This window comes from Microcystis sp. MC19, from assembly GCF_003019735.1.
In the GTDB taxonomy this organism is placed as follows: Bacteria; Cyanobacteriota; Cyanobacteriia; order Cyanobacteriales; family Microcystaceae; genus Microcystis.
In genome coordinates, this window is record NZ_CP020664.1 from 2,987,479 (window position 1) to 3,003,610 (window position 16,132).

Annotated in this window: 12 protein-coding genes and 3 pseudogenes; 2 read left to right on the plus strand and 13 right to left on the minus strand. The window is 43.4% G+C overall.

What is annotated here, in order from left to right; translation table 11 throughout:
* Nucleotides 1-50: 50 nt before the first annotated feature.
* The gene (locus tag B5D77_RS15215; RefSeq protein WP_106909133.1) at nucleotides 51-3,515 is read right to left on the minus strand and encodes a type ISP restriction/modification enzyme; all 3,465 of its coding nucleotides are present in this window, start codon (nucleotides 3,513-3,515) and stop codon (nucleotides 51-53) included.
* 456 nt (nucleotides 3,516-3,971) lie between these two features.
* Between B5D77_RS15215 and B5D77_RS15220 the strand changes: the two genes are divergently transcribed.
* Nucleotides 3,972-4,199, plus strand: a complete 228-nt coding sequence (locus B5D77_RS15220; RefSeq protein ID WP_002781597.1) for a type II toxin-antitoxin system RelE/ParE family toxin — start codon at nucleotides 3,972-3,974, stop codon at nucleotides 4,197-4,199.
* A gap of 10 nt (nucleotides 4,200-4,209) precedes the next feature.
* On the plus strand, nucleotides 4,210-4,410 hold the full coding sequence (locus B5D77_RS15225; RefSeq protein ID WP_002778483.1) for a hypothetical protein: 201 nt from the start codon (nucleotides 4,210-4,212) through the stop codon (nucleotides 4,408-4,410).
* Here the strand turns inward: B5D77_RS15225 and B5D77_RS15230 are convergent.
* The 12 genes and pseudogenes from B5D77_RS15230 to B5D77_RS15295 form a co-directional block, all read right to left on the minus strand.
* A complete protein-coding gene (locus B5D77_RS15230) occupies nucleotides 4,368-4,622 on the minus strand; it encodes a DNA cytosine methyltransferase (RefSeq protein ID WP_106909134.1) in 255 nt (84 codons plus the stop codon). The genes B5D77_RS15225 and B5D77_RS15230 overlap by 43 nt on opposite strands.
* 271 nt (nucleotides 4,623-4,893) lie before the next feature.
* Nucleotides 4,894-5,196 carry a Txe/YoeB family addiction module toxin gene (locus tag B5D77_RS15240; protein WP_106909135.1) on the minus strand — a complete coding sequence of 101 codons (303 nt, stop codon included), beginning with the start codon at nucleotides 5,194-5,196 and terminating at the stop codon, nucleotides 4,894-4,896.
* A complete protein-coding gene (locus B5D77_RS15245) occupies nucleotides 5,168-5,500 on the minus strand; it encodes a type II toxin-antitoxin system Phd/YefM family antitoxin (protein WP_002763237.1) in 333 nt (110 codons plus the stop codon). The genes B5D77_RS15240 and B5D77_RS15245 overlap by 29 nt, the downstream gene beginning before the upstream one ends.
* A 68-nt stretch (nucleotides 5,501-5,568) precedes the next feature.
* A complete protein-coding gene (gene gltB, locus B5D77_RS15250) occupies nucleotides 5,569-10,173 on the minus strand; it encodes a glutamate synthase large subunit (RefSeq protein ID WP_106909136.1) in 4,605 nt (1,534 codons plus the stop codon).
* A gap of 306 nt (nucleotides 10,174-10,479) precedes the next feature.
* Nucleotides 10,480-11,367 (minus strand): CoA-binding protein, encoded by an 888-nt coding sequence (locus B5D77_RS15255; protein ID WP_106909137.1) that lies wholly within the window; start codon nucleotides 11,365-11,367, stop codon nucleotides 10,480-10,482.
* Nucleotides 11,368-12,096: 729 nt separating this feature from the next.
* Nucleotides 12,097-12,401 (minus strand): annotated as a pseudogene (locus B5D77_RS15260) (transposase); the annotation flags it as partial.
* Nucleotides 12,392-12,808, minus strand: coding sequence for a YggT family protein (locus B5D77_RS15265; RefSeq protein ID WP_039900607.1), 417 nt, complete (start codon nucleotides 12,806-12,808; stop codon nucleotides 12,392-12,394). The pseudogene B5D77_RS15260 and the gene B5D77_RS15265, both read right to left, overlap by 10 nt.
* Before the next feature lie 333 nt (nucleotides 12,809-13,141).
* Complete coding sequence (locus B5D77_RS15270; RefSeq protein WP_106909138.1) at nucleotides 13,142-14,005, minus strand: cyanophycinase; 864 nt, start codon at nucleotides 14,003-14,005, stop codon at nucleotides 13,142-13,144.
* 233 nt (nucleotides 14,006-14,238) lie between these two features.
* Nucleotides 14,239-14,653, minus strand: a pseudogene (locus tag B5D77_RS27290) (zinc ribbon domain-containing protein); the annotation flags it as partial.
* A 416-nt stretch (nucleotides 14,654-15,069) separates the two neighbouring features.
* Nucleotides 15,070-15,198: pseudogene (locus B5D77_RS15285) on the minus strand (transposase); the annotation flags it as partial.
* An 8-nt stretch (nucleotides 15,199-15,206) separates the two neighbouring features.
* A complete protein-coding gene (locus B5D77_RS15290; protein WP_016515029.1) occupies nucleotides 15,207-15,356 on the minus strand; it encodes a lmo0937 family membrane protein in 150 nt (49 codons plus the stop codon).
* A 50-nt stretch (nucleotides 15,357-15,406) separates the two neighbouring features.
* On the minus strand, nucleotides 15,407-15,883 hold the full coding sequence (locus B5D77_RS15295) for a CsbD family protein (protein WP_002803199.1): 477 nt from the start codon (nucleotides 15,881-15,883) through the stop codon (nucleotides 15,407-15,409).
* Nucleotides 15,884-16,132 lie beyond the last annotated feature (249 nt).

Sequence of the window (16,132 nt, forward strand, 5' to 3'; positions counted from 1 at the left end):
ATTGTGCCTACCTACTTATGCAAGAACTCTATTTAATCAGCCAACCCTAATTAAAAAGAATACACGGCTGTTTTGATATTTTGGTAGTTATCATCTAGATCTGATTCTAGGAGAATAATCGCAGTAATTCTCCTAGTCATCTCGCTGACTTCCTGCACTTCTGCGATAGTTAATCCCCGTCCTAATAATTTTTCCTCGCGATAACTTAGCCATTTTTTAATAACTTGATAACCCCCGATAGTATATTCCCAAACCCGGGCCGGTATATTTTGCCAATAGGCTCGATCGTTGAGATAAATATCATAGGTTTTGGTTCCTAATAATTTTCGCATTTCTGGACTAATTACGCTCATTTCTGCGGTTGTATATTGTCTGGCGATCGCTTTTCCTTTACCCGGCATTGTCACACCATTTTTACCCCCATGTCCCCAACCGACGTTAATAATTAAATCCCCCTTATCTGGGTTTAAATTTCCCCCATCAGTGCAGGAAATCAAGGCGATTTTTTGCAGTGCAGGGGTCGGTTTTTTGGTGACTCCTATAACGGGGTTTTCTGTGTCTAAAAGAGAGGCGATCGCTTGTCCTAGTTGGGCAGATTTAATTAATAATTCTTGGCTATTGGGAAGGGGAATCCTTGGGAAGTCTTGACGAATCCCGTCGGCATTTTCCCCAAGATACAAGGGAGAGTATCCAATCGCTAACGAGTGCAGCCAAATTAAGGAGGCATTCTCGATATTTTCATCGAGATTATTAATACCCAGTTGATTTAAGTATTGACGAGATTTTTCCGAGAGATTGGCTTTTATTGAAGGACTATTAAAGTTACTGGAATCGAATAATTTTCCTTGAGTATTATCTTCTGTATTCACCTTCTCTGAATTTTGACGTAATCGTATAGGAAAGTGATAAGCATGACCTCTAATAAAGTCAAAGTCTCCTAAACAGTTAGTAAAATAAAATGGTATTCCTTCGGGAGAGGCAACACCAGCAGGACGACTGACTAAAAAGGAATTACCTTGAAATTGATGAATAAATAGCGAAGGTCTAGACTCATTCCAAAGCGGTCTGATTTGAGTATAATAACACCACTTAATCTCATAGGGTCTGAGCAGATAAGGTAAGAGCATTTGAGGATTAAATTTTTCGCGTAACTTTAAGACTTTATCTCTTGCTTTTTTGGCATCAAATCGAGCTGCATCTTTAGTTAAACCTGTATTAAGTGATGCTAATTCTTCCCATGAAATATTTTGATCAAAGTATTTACTTATCCTTTCCGAAAGAATAGTTTTATCACTATCAATAAAACTATAGCCTCGATTCTCTTTATAACCTGTAATTGGAGCTTCATCAGATAAATCTGTTAACTTTGGCCATGCTAAATAGTGAGAGGAAACATCGGAGGGACGGAAAGAATAACGATTAGATTGTTCTGGGTTAGAGACTTGATAAAAAGCATCAAAATCTTGATTATTTAAACTATCTAATAACTGTTCTCGTTTAGCAACTCCCCAGAAATGGCGAAAATAGACATCAACATTTTTATTCCTTACTTCCTTTCTTACCATTAGTCCGATAGTTGTCCCGACTCGAATCCCTTCCTTATTGTATTGAGTAGAAAAAACACTAGGATCGGGATTACCTTCAGGGGTTAACTTTCCTGTTTCGCGACTATCACCATTGAGACAATCAAACCAAAGGCGATCAAATTCTTGTAAAAATCTTTGTCGCATCACCACAAAAGAAGGATCACCGAGATAGGAAAAATTAGAAATATAACAAACAACCCCTTTACCAGTATTTTCTGAAATACATCTTTCCGCTAAACGAAAAAAGCGCACATATAACTCATCCAAATTAAACTTTTTAATCCCCCAATCGGAGATTAAACCCTGTTTATACACTTCCACTAAACCTGCTTCTTCCGCGGGACTTGTTCCAGCAAAAGCATTGTAGGGAGGATTACCGAGAATAACTAAAATCGGTTTACCGCGCTTAACTTCATCGGCTGCCTCTCGTTCCTTATTTAACTCTGGAAAACTCAATTGTAGCTGTTGAATTTTCTGTTTACTTTCCTCATCGGGAGGTTGCCAACCAGTTAAAGCATTAGTCAGATAAATCCCGACTCGTTCACTATCTTCTATTAAAGGTACATCCAAACTTTGCAGGAATAAACCTAATTGTAGATGAGCGACGACAAAAGGAGCGGTTAAAATCTCGAAACCGAAAATTCTTTCTATGGCTGCCTTTTTCACCAAAGCCATGGCTAAAGCACCCGCGCCATTTTCCTGTAAAGTATCGGTAATATAGCGCAAAACCTCGACTAAATAAGCACCAGTTCCACAGCAAGGATCGAGAATATAAACATCGGGATTAGCTAAACCGTCCTCAATATTTAATTCTTCTCGTAAAACTCGATCGACTCGCGCTACCATATAGCGAACAATTTCCGGAGGAGTGTACCAAACTCCCAATTCTTTGCGTAAATCAGGATCAAAAGCTTGCAAAAATGGTTCATAGAAATACTGTACCGCTTGTCCCTCATCGAATTGACGAAAAAATTCCTCTCGTCGCACTCGATTTAAAGCTGCACCGGTCCAGTTCAAAACTTCTACTAATCCCAAAGATTTTAACTTACTCGGTGCGGCGATCTGCTCAAATAGGATCGCTAACATGGGAACATGGAGATGGTGGGCTGCGGATTTCCAATCGAACTTATCCTCTTTATCCTCGCGATTGAGGTTTTGCTTGTGCCATAATACCCAAGCAGAAAATAAACCATAAAAGAGGGTTTGCACGAGGGTAGAACGAAAAAATTTATTTCCCTGTTCCCGTTCAAATTTGATACCTAGGGCATTTTCTAAAGCTTGACGAATATTGGCCAGAGCGGGAAGATCGGAATGACGTTCTAAGCGTGCTTTTGCGTCCCGCGCATAGGAAGCAAGAAACCAAGCAACATCGGCCGGTGAGGTGATAGGAGCCGCCTGTAAAAGCACTCTCTTTAGGTATTCTAAGAGGCTATCACCGTGTTCGGCGGCAAATTTGGATGGATTTGAGGTTTTTAGCCAAAACTCGGCTTCTGACGGGGCTAAACTATAGGCTTCTAATTCTACCGGTTGACCTTGGCTATTGCGACCGATGAGCAGAAAATCGCGATAATTGCTGACTAATACTTGACCGTATTTTTGCCAGTATTTTTGTACTTGTTCGCTGGCGGCGATTTTTTTGACATCTTCTTTGGTTCCCTTAATCTCGATCGCGCCTCTTTCGGGAAAAATCGCCGTAAAAGGTTCTAATTCTTGATTTTTGGGGAATTGATCGACGTTAAAAAGTCCCCCGTCCGGCAATCCCGCACCCTGATTTCTGAGGTTGATAATGCAGCGTACTCGCGGTTTTAGGGTTTTACCGATTTCGTTGAGGAGAGTTTCGAGAGTGCCGTAGTAGGAGGTTTCTTTTACTGCTGCTTGGGATGAGTGGATTTCTTGCAGGTTGCGAAAATAATTAACGAGGGGATTCATGAGACCTCTTGTGAAAACTAAAAATTGTTGTTAGGGTTAGGAGTCGGTCGTCAGGATAATTAGGAATGAATAATAATTAACTAAGTAGTCTATTTACATATTTTATGCTATTTAATCCTTATTTGTGCCGTTTTTGAACCCTCAAAGGCTCTTGTCTGAGTGCATGGGTGTCTGTGCTAACCAAGAAGTTAATTTTGTCCTACTACTGCTTGTTCTAAGGCTCTGCCTTGGAACATAATATCTAAGTAGGGTTTGCCCATCACTAAGTAGGGAGGCACAATTATTTGTAGGATGGGTTAGCGGTAGCGTAACCGATGCAGCCGTTGGGTTTCATGCTTCAACCCAACCTACGTTCATCTGATTATTTATTCCCCTTTTTGCATGAGTGCATGAGTAGAAAACGGGTTTCTCGGAGAAACCCGTTTTCTGTGCGTTACTCAACGGATTTAGTATAATGTGAAATATCAAATTCAATTCAAGCCTAAAGCTATCAAAGACTTAGAAAAACTTTCTTCTCAAGATCGGACTAGAATTATGGCTAAAATTGAAGCAATGAAGGATAATTTACAAGGAGATGTCAAGCAATTAAAGAATTTTACGCCTAATTATCGCTTAAGGGTGGGTAACTATCGAATTCTATTTGAGGTTGAAGAAATCACTTTAAAATATCTACAATTAAATTAAGGAGAAAACAATGATTGAATTACATCCTGAATTCTTAATCAAAAATGGCAAAAAAGAATTTGCTGTTTTAACTTATGAGGAGTTTGTGAAAATTAAAGAAATCTTAGAAGACTTAGAGGATTTGGAAGATTTAATACAGGCAAAAGAAGAAGAAAAAGATAGTCAAACTTATTCTCTAGATGAGGTTAAGAAGATGCTAAATATTGATTGATTGCTTGTATCTTGCTTTAATTCTACTATTTCGCAGATGGGAAAAAATAGAGTTCCCCTTGTATCTCTAAATCCGGCTTGTTTTCCTACTTTTCGACAGTTTTCGTCTATTTCACAAGAATATACACAGTCATAACCAACCCTCTCGAAAGTTAATCTAAATCCTCCAATACCAGCAAAAAGATCGATAAATCTGAGTTTTTCGTTTGTCATTGCCAAATTATGACATCAAAGATAAGTAGGTGGGTGGAATTAAATATAAAATGAACGTAGGTTGGGTTGAAGCATGAAACCCAACGCCCGCATGGGTTACGCTACCGCTAACCCATCCTACAAATAATTGTGCCTACCTACTTAGCCAAAGTGAATATATCCTAAATTTTAGCAAATGTTCCGACTTATGCAGCGATAAAAACTGTAGTCTAGATAATTAAGGTTAATATGTCCCCATATAATCAATTTGGAGATACTAGATTAGGTATAATTATTCGTAATGATAGCGAGCTTGCAGAAATAAAATTCGATTATTCTCGACTTGATAAACTAAACGATGCTCTAAATTAATTCTTCTTGACCATAAATTAGAGCCAAGATGTTTAAGAGGTTCAGGTTTACCAATACCGGAAAAAGGTTCTGCAAGTATTGCTTCAATTAAGTCCCAAAGACGTTCCCAGATTTGGGGGTTATTGCGGGCCCACCACCGTAAATCTTCGCGAAATTGTGGGGCAAATTCAGGACAAACTCGCACAATTTCGGTTTCAGACTTCTGCGGCTTTTTCTTGCTCAATCTCGGTCTCCAATTCTTGACGTAATTCTTCTAGAGAAGTGGTGGCAGCTGTCTGAGATAATCTTTCTTGTGACCAATTTAAGGACTGAAAAAGTCGTTGAGCGTTAGCTGGAGAACGCAAAAGATAAACTTCTTCTAATAAAGCGGATAATTCGTCAGCAGCAATCAAGGCCACATCATGATGACCCTGACGTTGGACAATAACGATCGAGTTTCCCAGTTCTACTTGTTCTAAAACCTGAAGAAAATGTTCCTGTGCTTGGGTATAGCTAGTATAGGTGGTGGGGATGGGCAGCATGGCCATTAATCAACTCCGCAGTCAAAAAATTAATCAATGGGTGCGTTAACCAAGAGTAACGCACCCCGAGGAAATTACACCGAAGTTAAGGTTTTCTCCGCGCTAATTTGCGCTTCGGGACTATCCGCTTCCGAGGGAGGGACCACTTGCCAGAATTGACCGAGATAGCTATCCCAATTAGCTAAAATTAACTTACCTTTGGGGCTATTAGTGCGTTCTACATGGGCCTCAATTAAAGATTTTAACTGTTCCGCACCGGCAGCCGTGCCAACCCGTTGAATCTTGACAATTTCGGGGTTGAGTTTCTCCGGTAGGGACGGATCAAGGATATAAGCTAATCCTCCCGTCATCCCGGCGCCGACGTTGCGACCGACGGAACCAAGCACGACAATTACCCCCCCGGTCATGTATTCACAGAGGTGGTCCCCGGCCCCTTCGATAACCGCTTTTGCGGTGGAATTGCGAACAGCAAAGCGTTCACCAGCGCGACCATTCGCGTATAACACCCCACCGGTGGCCCCGTAGAGACAGGTATTACCGATAATAGCGTTATCTTCGGGCTGATAATTGGCGTTTTGGGGCGGTAAGATGACAATTTCGCCGCCGTAGATGCCTTTACCCACATAATCGTTAGCTTCTCCCTCTAAATGGAGATTGACACCGGGTAAATTAAATGCTCCGAAACTTTGACCGGCCGCACCCTGGAAATTGAGCTTAATTTCGCCTTCAAAGCCATCATTACCGTATTTTTGGGCAATTACCCCCGCAATTCTCGCCCCGACAGAGCGATCGGTATTGACAATCCTGTAGGTTTTGCTGACGGTTTCCTGTTGCTCGATCGCTTGTTTAATCTCGCTATCGGCTAGAATATCGTCATCGAGAACAGCACCGTTACTATGTACTTCCTCGTGCTGCAACCAAGAGCGATCGCCACGTCCATCGGGTAAATTCAATAAACAATCAAGATTGAGGGATTCTGTCTTAGTTAAACGAGCATCGGAGCGCACTTTTAACAGATCTGCTCGGCCAATCACCTCATTTAAACTGTGATAGCCTAATTTCGCCAATAATTGCCGCGTTTCCTCAGCCACTAAAGTAAAGAAATTGACCACATGAGCGGGAATTCCTGGAAAACGAGCGCGCAGACGTTCCTGCTGGGTAGCGACTCCCACAGGGCAATTATTCGTGTGACAGACGCGGGCCATGATGCACCCCTCAGCAATCATGGAAATGGAACCAAAACCGAATTCCTCCGCACCCATCAGAGCAGCCATGAGGATATCCCAACCGGTTTTCAGTCCCCCATCTGCACGCAAAATCACCCGATGACGCAGTTGATTTTCCATTAACATCCGATGCACTTCCGTCACTCCCAATTCCCAGGGACTACCCGCGTGTTTGATCGAACTTAGGGGTGATGCACCTGTACCACCATCGTGACCAGAAATCTGGATAATATCAGCGTTAGCTTTGGCAACTCCGGCCGCAATTGTACCGATACCGATCTCGGCCACTAATTTGACGGAAACTTTGGCCCGGGGGTTAATTTGGTGTAAATCGTAGATTAATTGTGCTAAATCTTCGATCGAGTAGATATCGTGGTGAGGAGGGGGAGAAATCAAGGTAACACCCGGTTTTGATCGCCGTAACATGGCAATATAGGGACTGACTTTTTTCCCCGGTAATTGACCTCCTTCTCCCGGTTTTGCTCCCTGGGCCATTTTAATCTCTAGCTGTTTTCCACTCATTAAGTATTCGGGAGTGACTCCAAAACGACCCGAAGCTATCTGTTTAATGGCAGAATTAGCCGTATCACCGTTTTTTAAGCCGTTTAGGTGAGGCATGGTCACGGAATGTCCCTCGGCATCCACATCGCTTAAGCTGGTGTAACGGATCGGATCTTCTCCCCCTTCTCCGGAATTGGACTTACCTCCGATGCGATTCATGGCGATCGCTAGGGTTTCGTGTGCTTCCCGGCCCAAGGCACCGAGGGACATTCCCCCTGTGCAGAAGCGTTGCAGGATACTTTCGATCGATTCTACTGCTTCGATGGCAATTGAGGCTCGATCGCTGTTAAATTCTAATAGATCGCGCAATGCAGTAGCGGGTCTTTGCTGCAAGATTTGACGATAGGTTTCGTAATGGTCATATCCTTGACCTTGGGAGTGAGCGGCCACGGCTTTATGGAGTGCTTTCGCCATTTCCGGAGAATTCATGTGGTATTCTCCCCCCGGACGGTAGTTGACAAAACCGTAGTTTTCTAGTTTTTTGGCGGTAAGATTGGGGAAAGCTTGACGGTGGAATGCGATCGCTTCTTGGGCCACTTCAGCAATGCTTAAACCCCCAACGCGACTGGTAGTACCGTTAAAAGCTAGTTTAACTAAATCTGCCGATAATCCGATCGCCTCGAAAATTTGCGCCCCATGGTAGGAAGATAGGAGAGAAATACCCATTTTCGAGAGGATTTTCAGTAATCCCGCTTCTACGGATTTGCGGTAGTTAATTAGGGCTTTTTCGAGGCTAATAGCTTCTAATTTGCCGTTTTCCATCAATTTCTGCGTTCTTGGCTCGATCCACCACTGGGCGATCGTTTCTAGGGCCAAATAGGGACAGACTGCGGAAGCTCCATAACCAATTAGACAAGCGAAGTGATGGGTACTCCAACATTGGGCCGTGTCGATCACGATCGAAGCTTTTAAACGCAAGTGTGAGCGAATCAGGTGATGATGGACAGCACCAACAGCTAATAAGGGGGGAATATAGCTAGTTTTTTCGTCAATAGGAGCAGTTCTGTCACTGAGAATTAAAATTTCTGCTCCCGATGCTACTTTCTTGGCGGCCTCAGCGCACAAATTAGCGATCGCATCTTCTAATCCCCCCGGTCCGGTGGTCAGATCATAAAGGGTAGAAAGTTCGGCTGTTTTGTAGCTAGAGGTTTTAACTTTGGCTAATTCCGCATTATTGAGCAGGGGAGAGTCTAATTTCAGTAAATGTGCGTCATCAACCCCTAATTTCAGGATATTACCCCGTCGTCCCAGATACATAGTCAAGGACATGACTAAACTTTCGCGTAAAGGATCGATGGGAGGGTTAGTAACTTGGGCAAAACGTTGTTTAAAGTAATCGTAGAGAAGATGGGGTTTACTGGAGAGGACTGCTAGGGGAGTGTCATCACCCATACAGAAAGTCGGTTCTTTTCCCTGTTCTGCCATGGGGACGATTATCAGATCCACATCTTCGGATGTATAACCGAAAGCGGTTTGCAGGGGAAGGAGATTACTAGGGGTGGGAATGTCTATCGCTGTTTCTTTGTCAATAAAGGTGCGTTGGGATTTCACCCATGCACCGTAGGGATTAGCGCGGGCAATTTCCTGTTTAATCGGCCAATTACGCTTAATTTCGCCTTTTTCTAGGTCAACTGCGATCATTTGACCGGGGCCGAGACGACCTTTTTCCATAATGGTGGTTTCATCGAGGGGAATAGTTCCCGCTTCCGAGGAGACGACGATATAACCGTTGTTAGTAATGCTATAACGGGCCGGTCGCAAACCGTTGCGATCCAAACAAGCGCCGACGATTCCCCCGTCACTGAAGACCAGTAAAGCTGGGCCGTCCCAGGGTTCCTGTAAACCGCTATAGTATTCGTAGAAGTCGATAATTTCGGGATAATTCTGTAAATCCGGCTGATTATTGTAGGCCTCCGGCACTAGGATCATAGCCGCTTCTAGGGGACTGCGACCGGTTCTCACCAATAATTCTAGGGCGCTATCGAGGTTATAGGAGTCGCTGTTAGCGGGGTTAACAATGGGGGTCAGGGATTGTAATTCTTCGTGGGTCCAACCTTGGGTTTCTAAAGCTGGTTCCCGGGCCGACATCCAGTTAATATTGCCCAAAAGGGTGTTAATTTCGCCGTTATGACCCAATAAGCGCATCGGTTGAGCGAGGGGCCATTTTGGTTGGGTATTGGTGCTAAAACGTCGGTGATAAATGGCAAATTGACTGCTATAGGCGGGATTTTGCAGGTCTAGATAGAACTCTCGCAGGATTTCGCCCCTTACCATGCCTTTATAGACTATGGTGCGACAGGAAAAGGAACAGAAATAGAAATCATCGGCCAGTTGCTTACCCACTTCAGAACGGGCAATATAGAGTAGGCGATCGAATTGAGAACCGGCTAAATCGGGGGAAGTCACCAGAATTTGCTCGACGTAGGGTTGATTTTCCCTTGCTTGTCTTCCGAGGACTTGGGGACGGACGGGAACAGCACGCCAACCTAAAATCTTAATATTATATTTATTGACAATTTCTTCGATGTGTGCTTTAGCGTCGGCTCGTTCTTGGGCCGCTTGGGGAAGAAAGACCATACCCACCCCTAGACGCTCAGATTCTGGCATATTTAAGCCATTTTCGGCGAACCAAGGAGCGAGGACATCTCTGGGGATAGCGGTCATCATACCGGAACCGTCCCCGGAATCCTGATCGGCGCTGCAGCCTCCCCGGTGTTCCAAACAACCTAAGGCTAAAAGGGCCTGTTCAATCAGTTGATGGCTGCCGGAACCGCGCACATCGGCAATAAAACCGACTCCGCAAGCGTCCCGTTCCTCTACGAGCCATCGGGGACCCCAATAGGGATCGATTTGGTGTATATTGTCGGTTTTTAGGTTATTTTGTTGCGCCATAGAAGTTATCCTTAGGGTCGTTGTCTAGAAGGGTGGGAGAGTTGGTCTGCTGATAAGGTCAATCTAGAATAGAATTTTTTTTGATCTTGCCGTTTCGATTGTCGCTGATTTTTCCTAATTTTTGCCTGTTGCCATCTTTATCTTGGCCGGTCTGAGGAATCACAGGTGATCTACCATGATATAGTAGCTCTCAGGAATTGTCATCGAAAATCCCCTAGGCAGGATGGGGGTGAAACATCCTGTTAGGTGCTTATTTTCGCAGAATATTGTCAGATTATAAATATTATTGAGGCAATGGGGTCAAATTCAGCACAAGACTTTAGCTAAAGAGGCGGGTAAATCGGCTAATTTTTCCACCACTGTCACCCCAGCTTCTTGAAAATGACGGAGGCTATCTTTTCTGGTATTCTTAGCGGCAACAGAGTAGGAAAGTTGGTTAGAAATAATTGTTTCTGTATCGCCGAAATTGGTTTCAATCGCTGTATTTAACCCGACAAGATAGGCAATCACTGGTTTTTCGATCGCCGAGGCAATATATTTGGCTGCCTCGATTTCGGCCTTTCCTCCCACCTGACTGACGAGGAGAATCGCCTCGGTATTGTCATCTTCCTCGAAAACCTGCAACCATTGGGACAAATTGGAGCCAATAATGCCGTCAGTACCCAAATTTACCGCCATAGATTCACCATACCCCGCTGCTGTTAGAGTTTTCGCTACTTCATCCCCTATGCGATCGCCGCGGGTGATTAGACCGATTGTCCCCGATTGATAAAAACTGGGTTCACAAATACCCAACCAAAGATAATTGGGAATAATTACACCCTGGCTGCCGGGTCCGAGAATTAATGTCCCGGTGGTAGTAGCTATCTTTAATAATTCCACCAGATCCAAGGGGGGAACTCCTGGGGTGACGATAATTAATTGGGGAATGGCTGATGCGATCGCTTCTAAGGCCGCATCTAGGACTTGATTGGGGGGGACTAAAATTAAACTGGTCCTGATTTCCCCGGCTTCAGCAACGGACTCGGCCACTAGATCAAACACTGGTATCTCTGCGATTATCTCACCACCGTGGCCACTAGCCACCCCCGCTACTAAACAGGTTCCCTGAGCTTTCAATCGTGCCGCATAATATTTGCCTAGGGGTCGATCGATCCCTTGCATAATTATCTGATCCTTATCTGTCCATTTCATATATTAAGTGTTGGGAGTTGTTTCAGTAAACAGTAAACAGTAATCAGTAAACAGTAAACAGTAATCAGTGAGACACTGTTGATGGGAGTTTTTTTCAGTGGTCAGTAAACAGTAAACAGTAATCAGGTTCTGAAGGCAAGAGTCACTCATGCAAGAGGCTTCGGCCGTTCGGCGAGCTTTTGTCGAACGCTCGCCGAACGGCAAAAGAAAGAATCTGGCAATTCTCTCACCTAAAAAGAAGGTTAGAAACTAAGCACATCAAAGCTTTTAGCTTAACCAATTAGGTTTTAAGTAGGTGTGTGGAATTAAATATAAAATAAACGTAGGTTGGGTTGAAGCATGAAACCCAACGCCCGCATGGGTTACGCTACCGCTAACCCATCCTACAAATAATTGTGCCTACCTACTTAGATTCGGCCCTTGTGAACTGAAAACTCACATCTGATTACTGATGACTGATAACTGATATACTTTAGACCCGACATTCCGCACATCTTCATATACCTTTATATATTTTTACATTCCCCAAGATGTTTTGACGAAAAAGCTTCATTGTAGAAACTACTATTGAGAACATTTTCAATAATTGATTTTTTCTGAGAAAACAAATTACAATTCTTCACCTTGATGAAAATCGATCATTGTAGCTACAATCTTTACTGGCAAAGGGTTGTAAGCAATGTATTAGTAAAAATTATCAATTGAATGTTAAGAAGTGCGGAAGGTGGGTTAGACGTTCATAATCTGAGATTTATTAAACTTCTGAAATCCTAGAGTGAACAAGGAATCCAGTTCTTTTTTATGTTTCAGATAGGCATCATTCAGACATTCATAAATAGCTGAAGAAAAGTCGGAAACGTTTTCATAATATTTACCATACAAACATTTCTTTTTGACAAATTTCCACAGGCTTTCAATTAAATTTAGATTAGGCAATAAGACGGCAGATAGAGTAATTCTATTGACAAAGAAAGAGCCAATTATTCAACAATTTTACATTTTTGATAGCGGGCATTATCTAATACTAGAGTGATTTGAGGAAAAAATGCAAGTTATAGCCGTGCAAAGTATAGCTCAAGAGAGCATAGGCTACGATCGCAATCACAATATTAACATCAAATATGTTTGCTCCACCAGATGAAGCAGGACTAATGAATAAGGTGGAAAATGGCGCAATGAAAGGTGCAGATAGATGATTAATCAACTGAGCAAATTGATTTTGTGGGTTCGCACCAAACAAACGCAGCAAGAACCTCATTACCAGTAGTATTTGCACTATTCCTGCCAGCCCGAAAATGCTATTAATTATCCAATTTAAGGTATTACTTCGTCTGGCAGATCGCAGGCGTTTCTCTTCTTGATCAAGTCGAAAAGCCTCTTCATCATGTAGCAGTTCTCGTCGCCGCTCAAGATTGGTTTCATCATCCCGATCGTGATTCATTCTTAGACCTCAGAGTCAATATTTTTCTGATTTAAATAGGGTTTGCGGCAAAAAGTTTTTCCTGGGGGCAGGGTGTGCCCCCCCAACCCCCCCGACATCGGGGGGGTGGGGTGTGGGGTGTAGGGTTTTACCGATTTTGAGGGGGTCAATTACCTAATTTTCAGGGAAAAAGTCCAGGAAATTTTCCCCCGATCACTCCCAGAACCATTACTTTTTGATGGCCAAAAGGTCTAAAAGTTTTACCCAACAAGGTTTTTAGATTTATTCAGCAAACCCTAAATAAATTCTCCAATCAGTGGCGGGTACAAGCCACCACTGATTGTTCCCTCCGACCTACTCCCTTTCAACTTCTGCCTCCTTTTTAGGATTGCTATCCTTTAACTCTATTGATCGAGAGAAAACGGGCTTGCGAGTTTTCAAGTTAAAGCGGAATCCTTGAGGTAAGATGTGCAACCTGACTCCACACACTGCCATCGCTTCATCTTTGAGCAGTTCGTCTAAATTATCATAAGTTGCTTCTGATTCATCGACAACTGTTATAGCCCCACGCCCCAGCACTTTAAATTCGTCACCGTCCACAACTACTGCTGTATCTTCGTCAATGCCAAAGCCTAAGTTAGCTGGCTGCTGTAAGAGAGCGGAAATCAGGCGACCTAGCCGTCCGCGCTGGGCAAAATGCTGATCGATCACCACTGAGTGCAGAAATCCCATTCCCGGACCCATCTCTATGGCATCCATGCGTGCGTTGGTTTCGGAGTCTCCTTCAATAATCATCAGATCGGGCATGATGGCAGCACCGGCACTTGTCCCACCGATCACCATTCCCTCCCGATTGCGTTGGTGAAGTAAGGTATCTAGCTGAGTTCCCTTGATGTGTTCAATGATTAGGGCTTGATCTCCCCCGGTAAAAAACGCTCCTGTGGCTTCCTCAATGATTTTCAGGTTTTCTGGATCGTCGGCATCTTCCCTGTGAATGGTATTGAGGACACATACATCCTCGACACCGAGTCGCTCAAACACTCGGGTATAGGCTTCTCCAGCCGAACGAGGCTCACTTGTTGCCGCCGTTAACACGGCAATTTTAGCTTTAGTCCCGCCAGCACAGCGAACAAACTCTCGCAAGATTTGACAATCTCCTTCTTTGTCTTCTGCTCCACCAATGATGATTAATTGCCCGCGCTCTTTTGTGGATTCCATACAAAAACTCCTTGAATAACTAAACAGCACAACAACATAAAATTAAATTATGATCGTTCACACCTCCCCTACCCAATACCGTTCGGTTGAGCAAACCAGCCCCCACCCCCCTCAGTCTCCACTCCTCTCTTATCTCCCCTTTCAGGGGAGACGATAGAATTACCCCTTAAGGGGGATTTAGGGGGTGGGATTGACATCCTCACCGCCCTAAAAGGGACGGTGATTCCTAGACCTCACGATCTAGGTTTCTGCTTCTTAGCAGTTGCCTTCACAGACTTACTCTGTTCGGGTCTGACACTCGCGACCCAGACTGATACCGCAAGCCCTGCGGCCAAAATGTTTTTACTGGCGTTAACATCCCTGTCATGGCAAGTTCCACATTCAGGACACTCCCATTCTCGGACACTTAACGGCATTTTCTCAACGATATGCCCACAATTATTGCACCGTTTTGAACTAGGAAACCATCTATAGCGTTTCTCGCATCTGTGCGGCACAGTTAAACCTTTGCTGATTAAGCTGTTCAGGATCGGGAATGTACCTCTTGTGAATCAGAAATGCTATATCTATTTCCCGATAGTTTCTCCCATACCAACGGCATTTATAGGCTCATTGTCGAGTGATTTCTCCCCAACTAACATCTGATATATAGCGTTTTTCAGTCTGCTGAGGTACAAAAGTGATGGGTTTTAGGCAAAAGGCAAGAGGCAGAAGGCAAAAGGGAAGAAAAATAGGTGTACCTCACTAGCTTAGGAAACGCTATAGCTTGAGCTAGTTTCGGGTTTTTTACAGGGTGAGAGCATCTCAAACGCTATTGACAATTGGCCAATTTTGTCATCCGCGTGGGCATTTCAAGTGATACCAGTCAATCAGAATAGTTACGAAATCGACCAAATAGGTCGATTTTTGCTTAACGATTGAGATGGCAAATTCTCCTCAAATATGCCTGAATCGTGGGCAAGCAACTCACATAAAGTTCATTTTGTCAAGGATTGTTAAGATGCGCTTACCTTGGGGTTTTTTACCAGGTCTTTTACCGCTAAATTTTCAACTACAATCGTTTAGTTTTCACGAACTAATTGAGTGGTTAGCTTATGTAAATGGTCTTTTCTGCTATCGGTGATTCGAGCCTGAATCTTAGCTACTTTGACTCTTGCTTTTTCCCGATTTTTTGACCCTTTCTGTGTTCGAGAATCAACAATTACCGTCGCCTCATAAACAAGTTGTAGACAACGCCAATCAGCACCAAAACCAAAAGCAGGTGGATTAAGCTGCCGCCAATGTTAATGGAGAATCCTAACAACCAGAGGATGAAAAGTATAACAACGGCAGTCCAAACGAGATCAAACATATTTCCCTCCTTGATTTAGAGAAAAGTAATGAAAATTCAGTCATCGATCCTTAATTGAGTATATCTTGAACCGTATCTTTTACGTCTTCTACTGCATTGCGAACTTGGCTTTCGACTTGTTTAGCTTTTCCAGCAACTTGATCTTGGCGGTTGCCAGTAGCTTTACCTATCGCTTCTTGAGCTTTGCCTTCAATGTTTTTTGTGACTGCTTTTGCCCTCCCTTTTAACTTCATCTGGTCTTTTATATCTTCTGCTGCGTTACGAGCCTGACTTTCGACTTGCTTGGCTTTTCCCATCATCTGATCTTTGGGATCGCCTGTCATGTTGCCAATCGCTTCTTGAGCTTTGCCTTCAATATTTTTCGTAACTGCCTTGGCTCGATTCATGCTTGCGATTTGAGTCTGCGATTGGGTGGGTAAAGTTGCAGCCCAACTATTTGTAGTTCCAAAATCAAAAGCTATAGTAATTGCCAGCATTATAGTTAAAATAATGGTGACAAAAAAGCGACGAATCTGTTGAAGTGACATCATTTTAACTCCAAAAAAGAATTTGATGAATCGATGATACATGGATGATGAACAACTACTGTCTAGACCCTTTCAAGAAAGATTTTTCTAGTCTTTGACGGCGTAAGTTTACCGAGGGAGAGATCTTCGACTTCTTTGAGAAGCTAGATATCTGGTAATATTGGGTTTATTTACGCCGCCTTGTCCTAGTGTTTCACCTGTCCCGAAAGAAGCCATTTTTTGAGGAAGAGTTCCGATGAAATCTGGGTT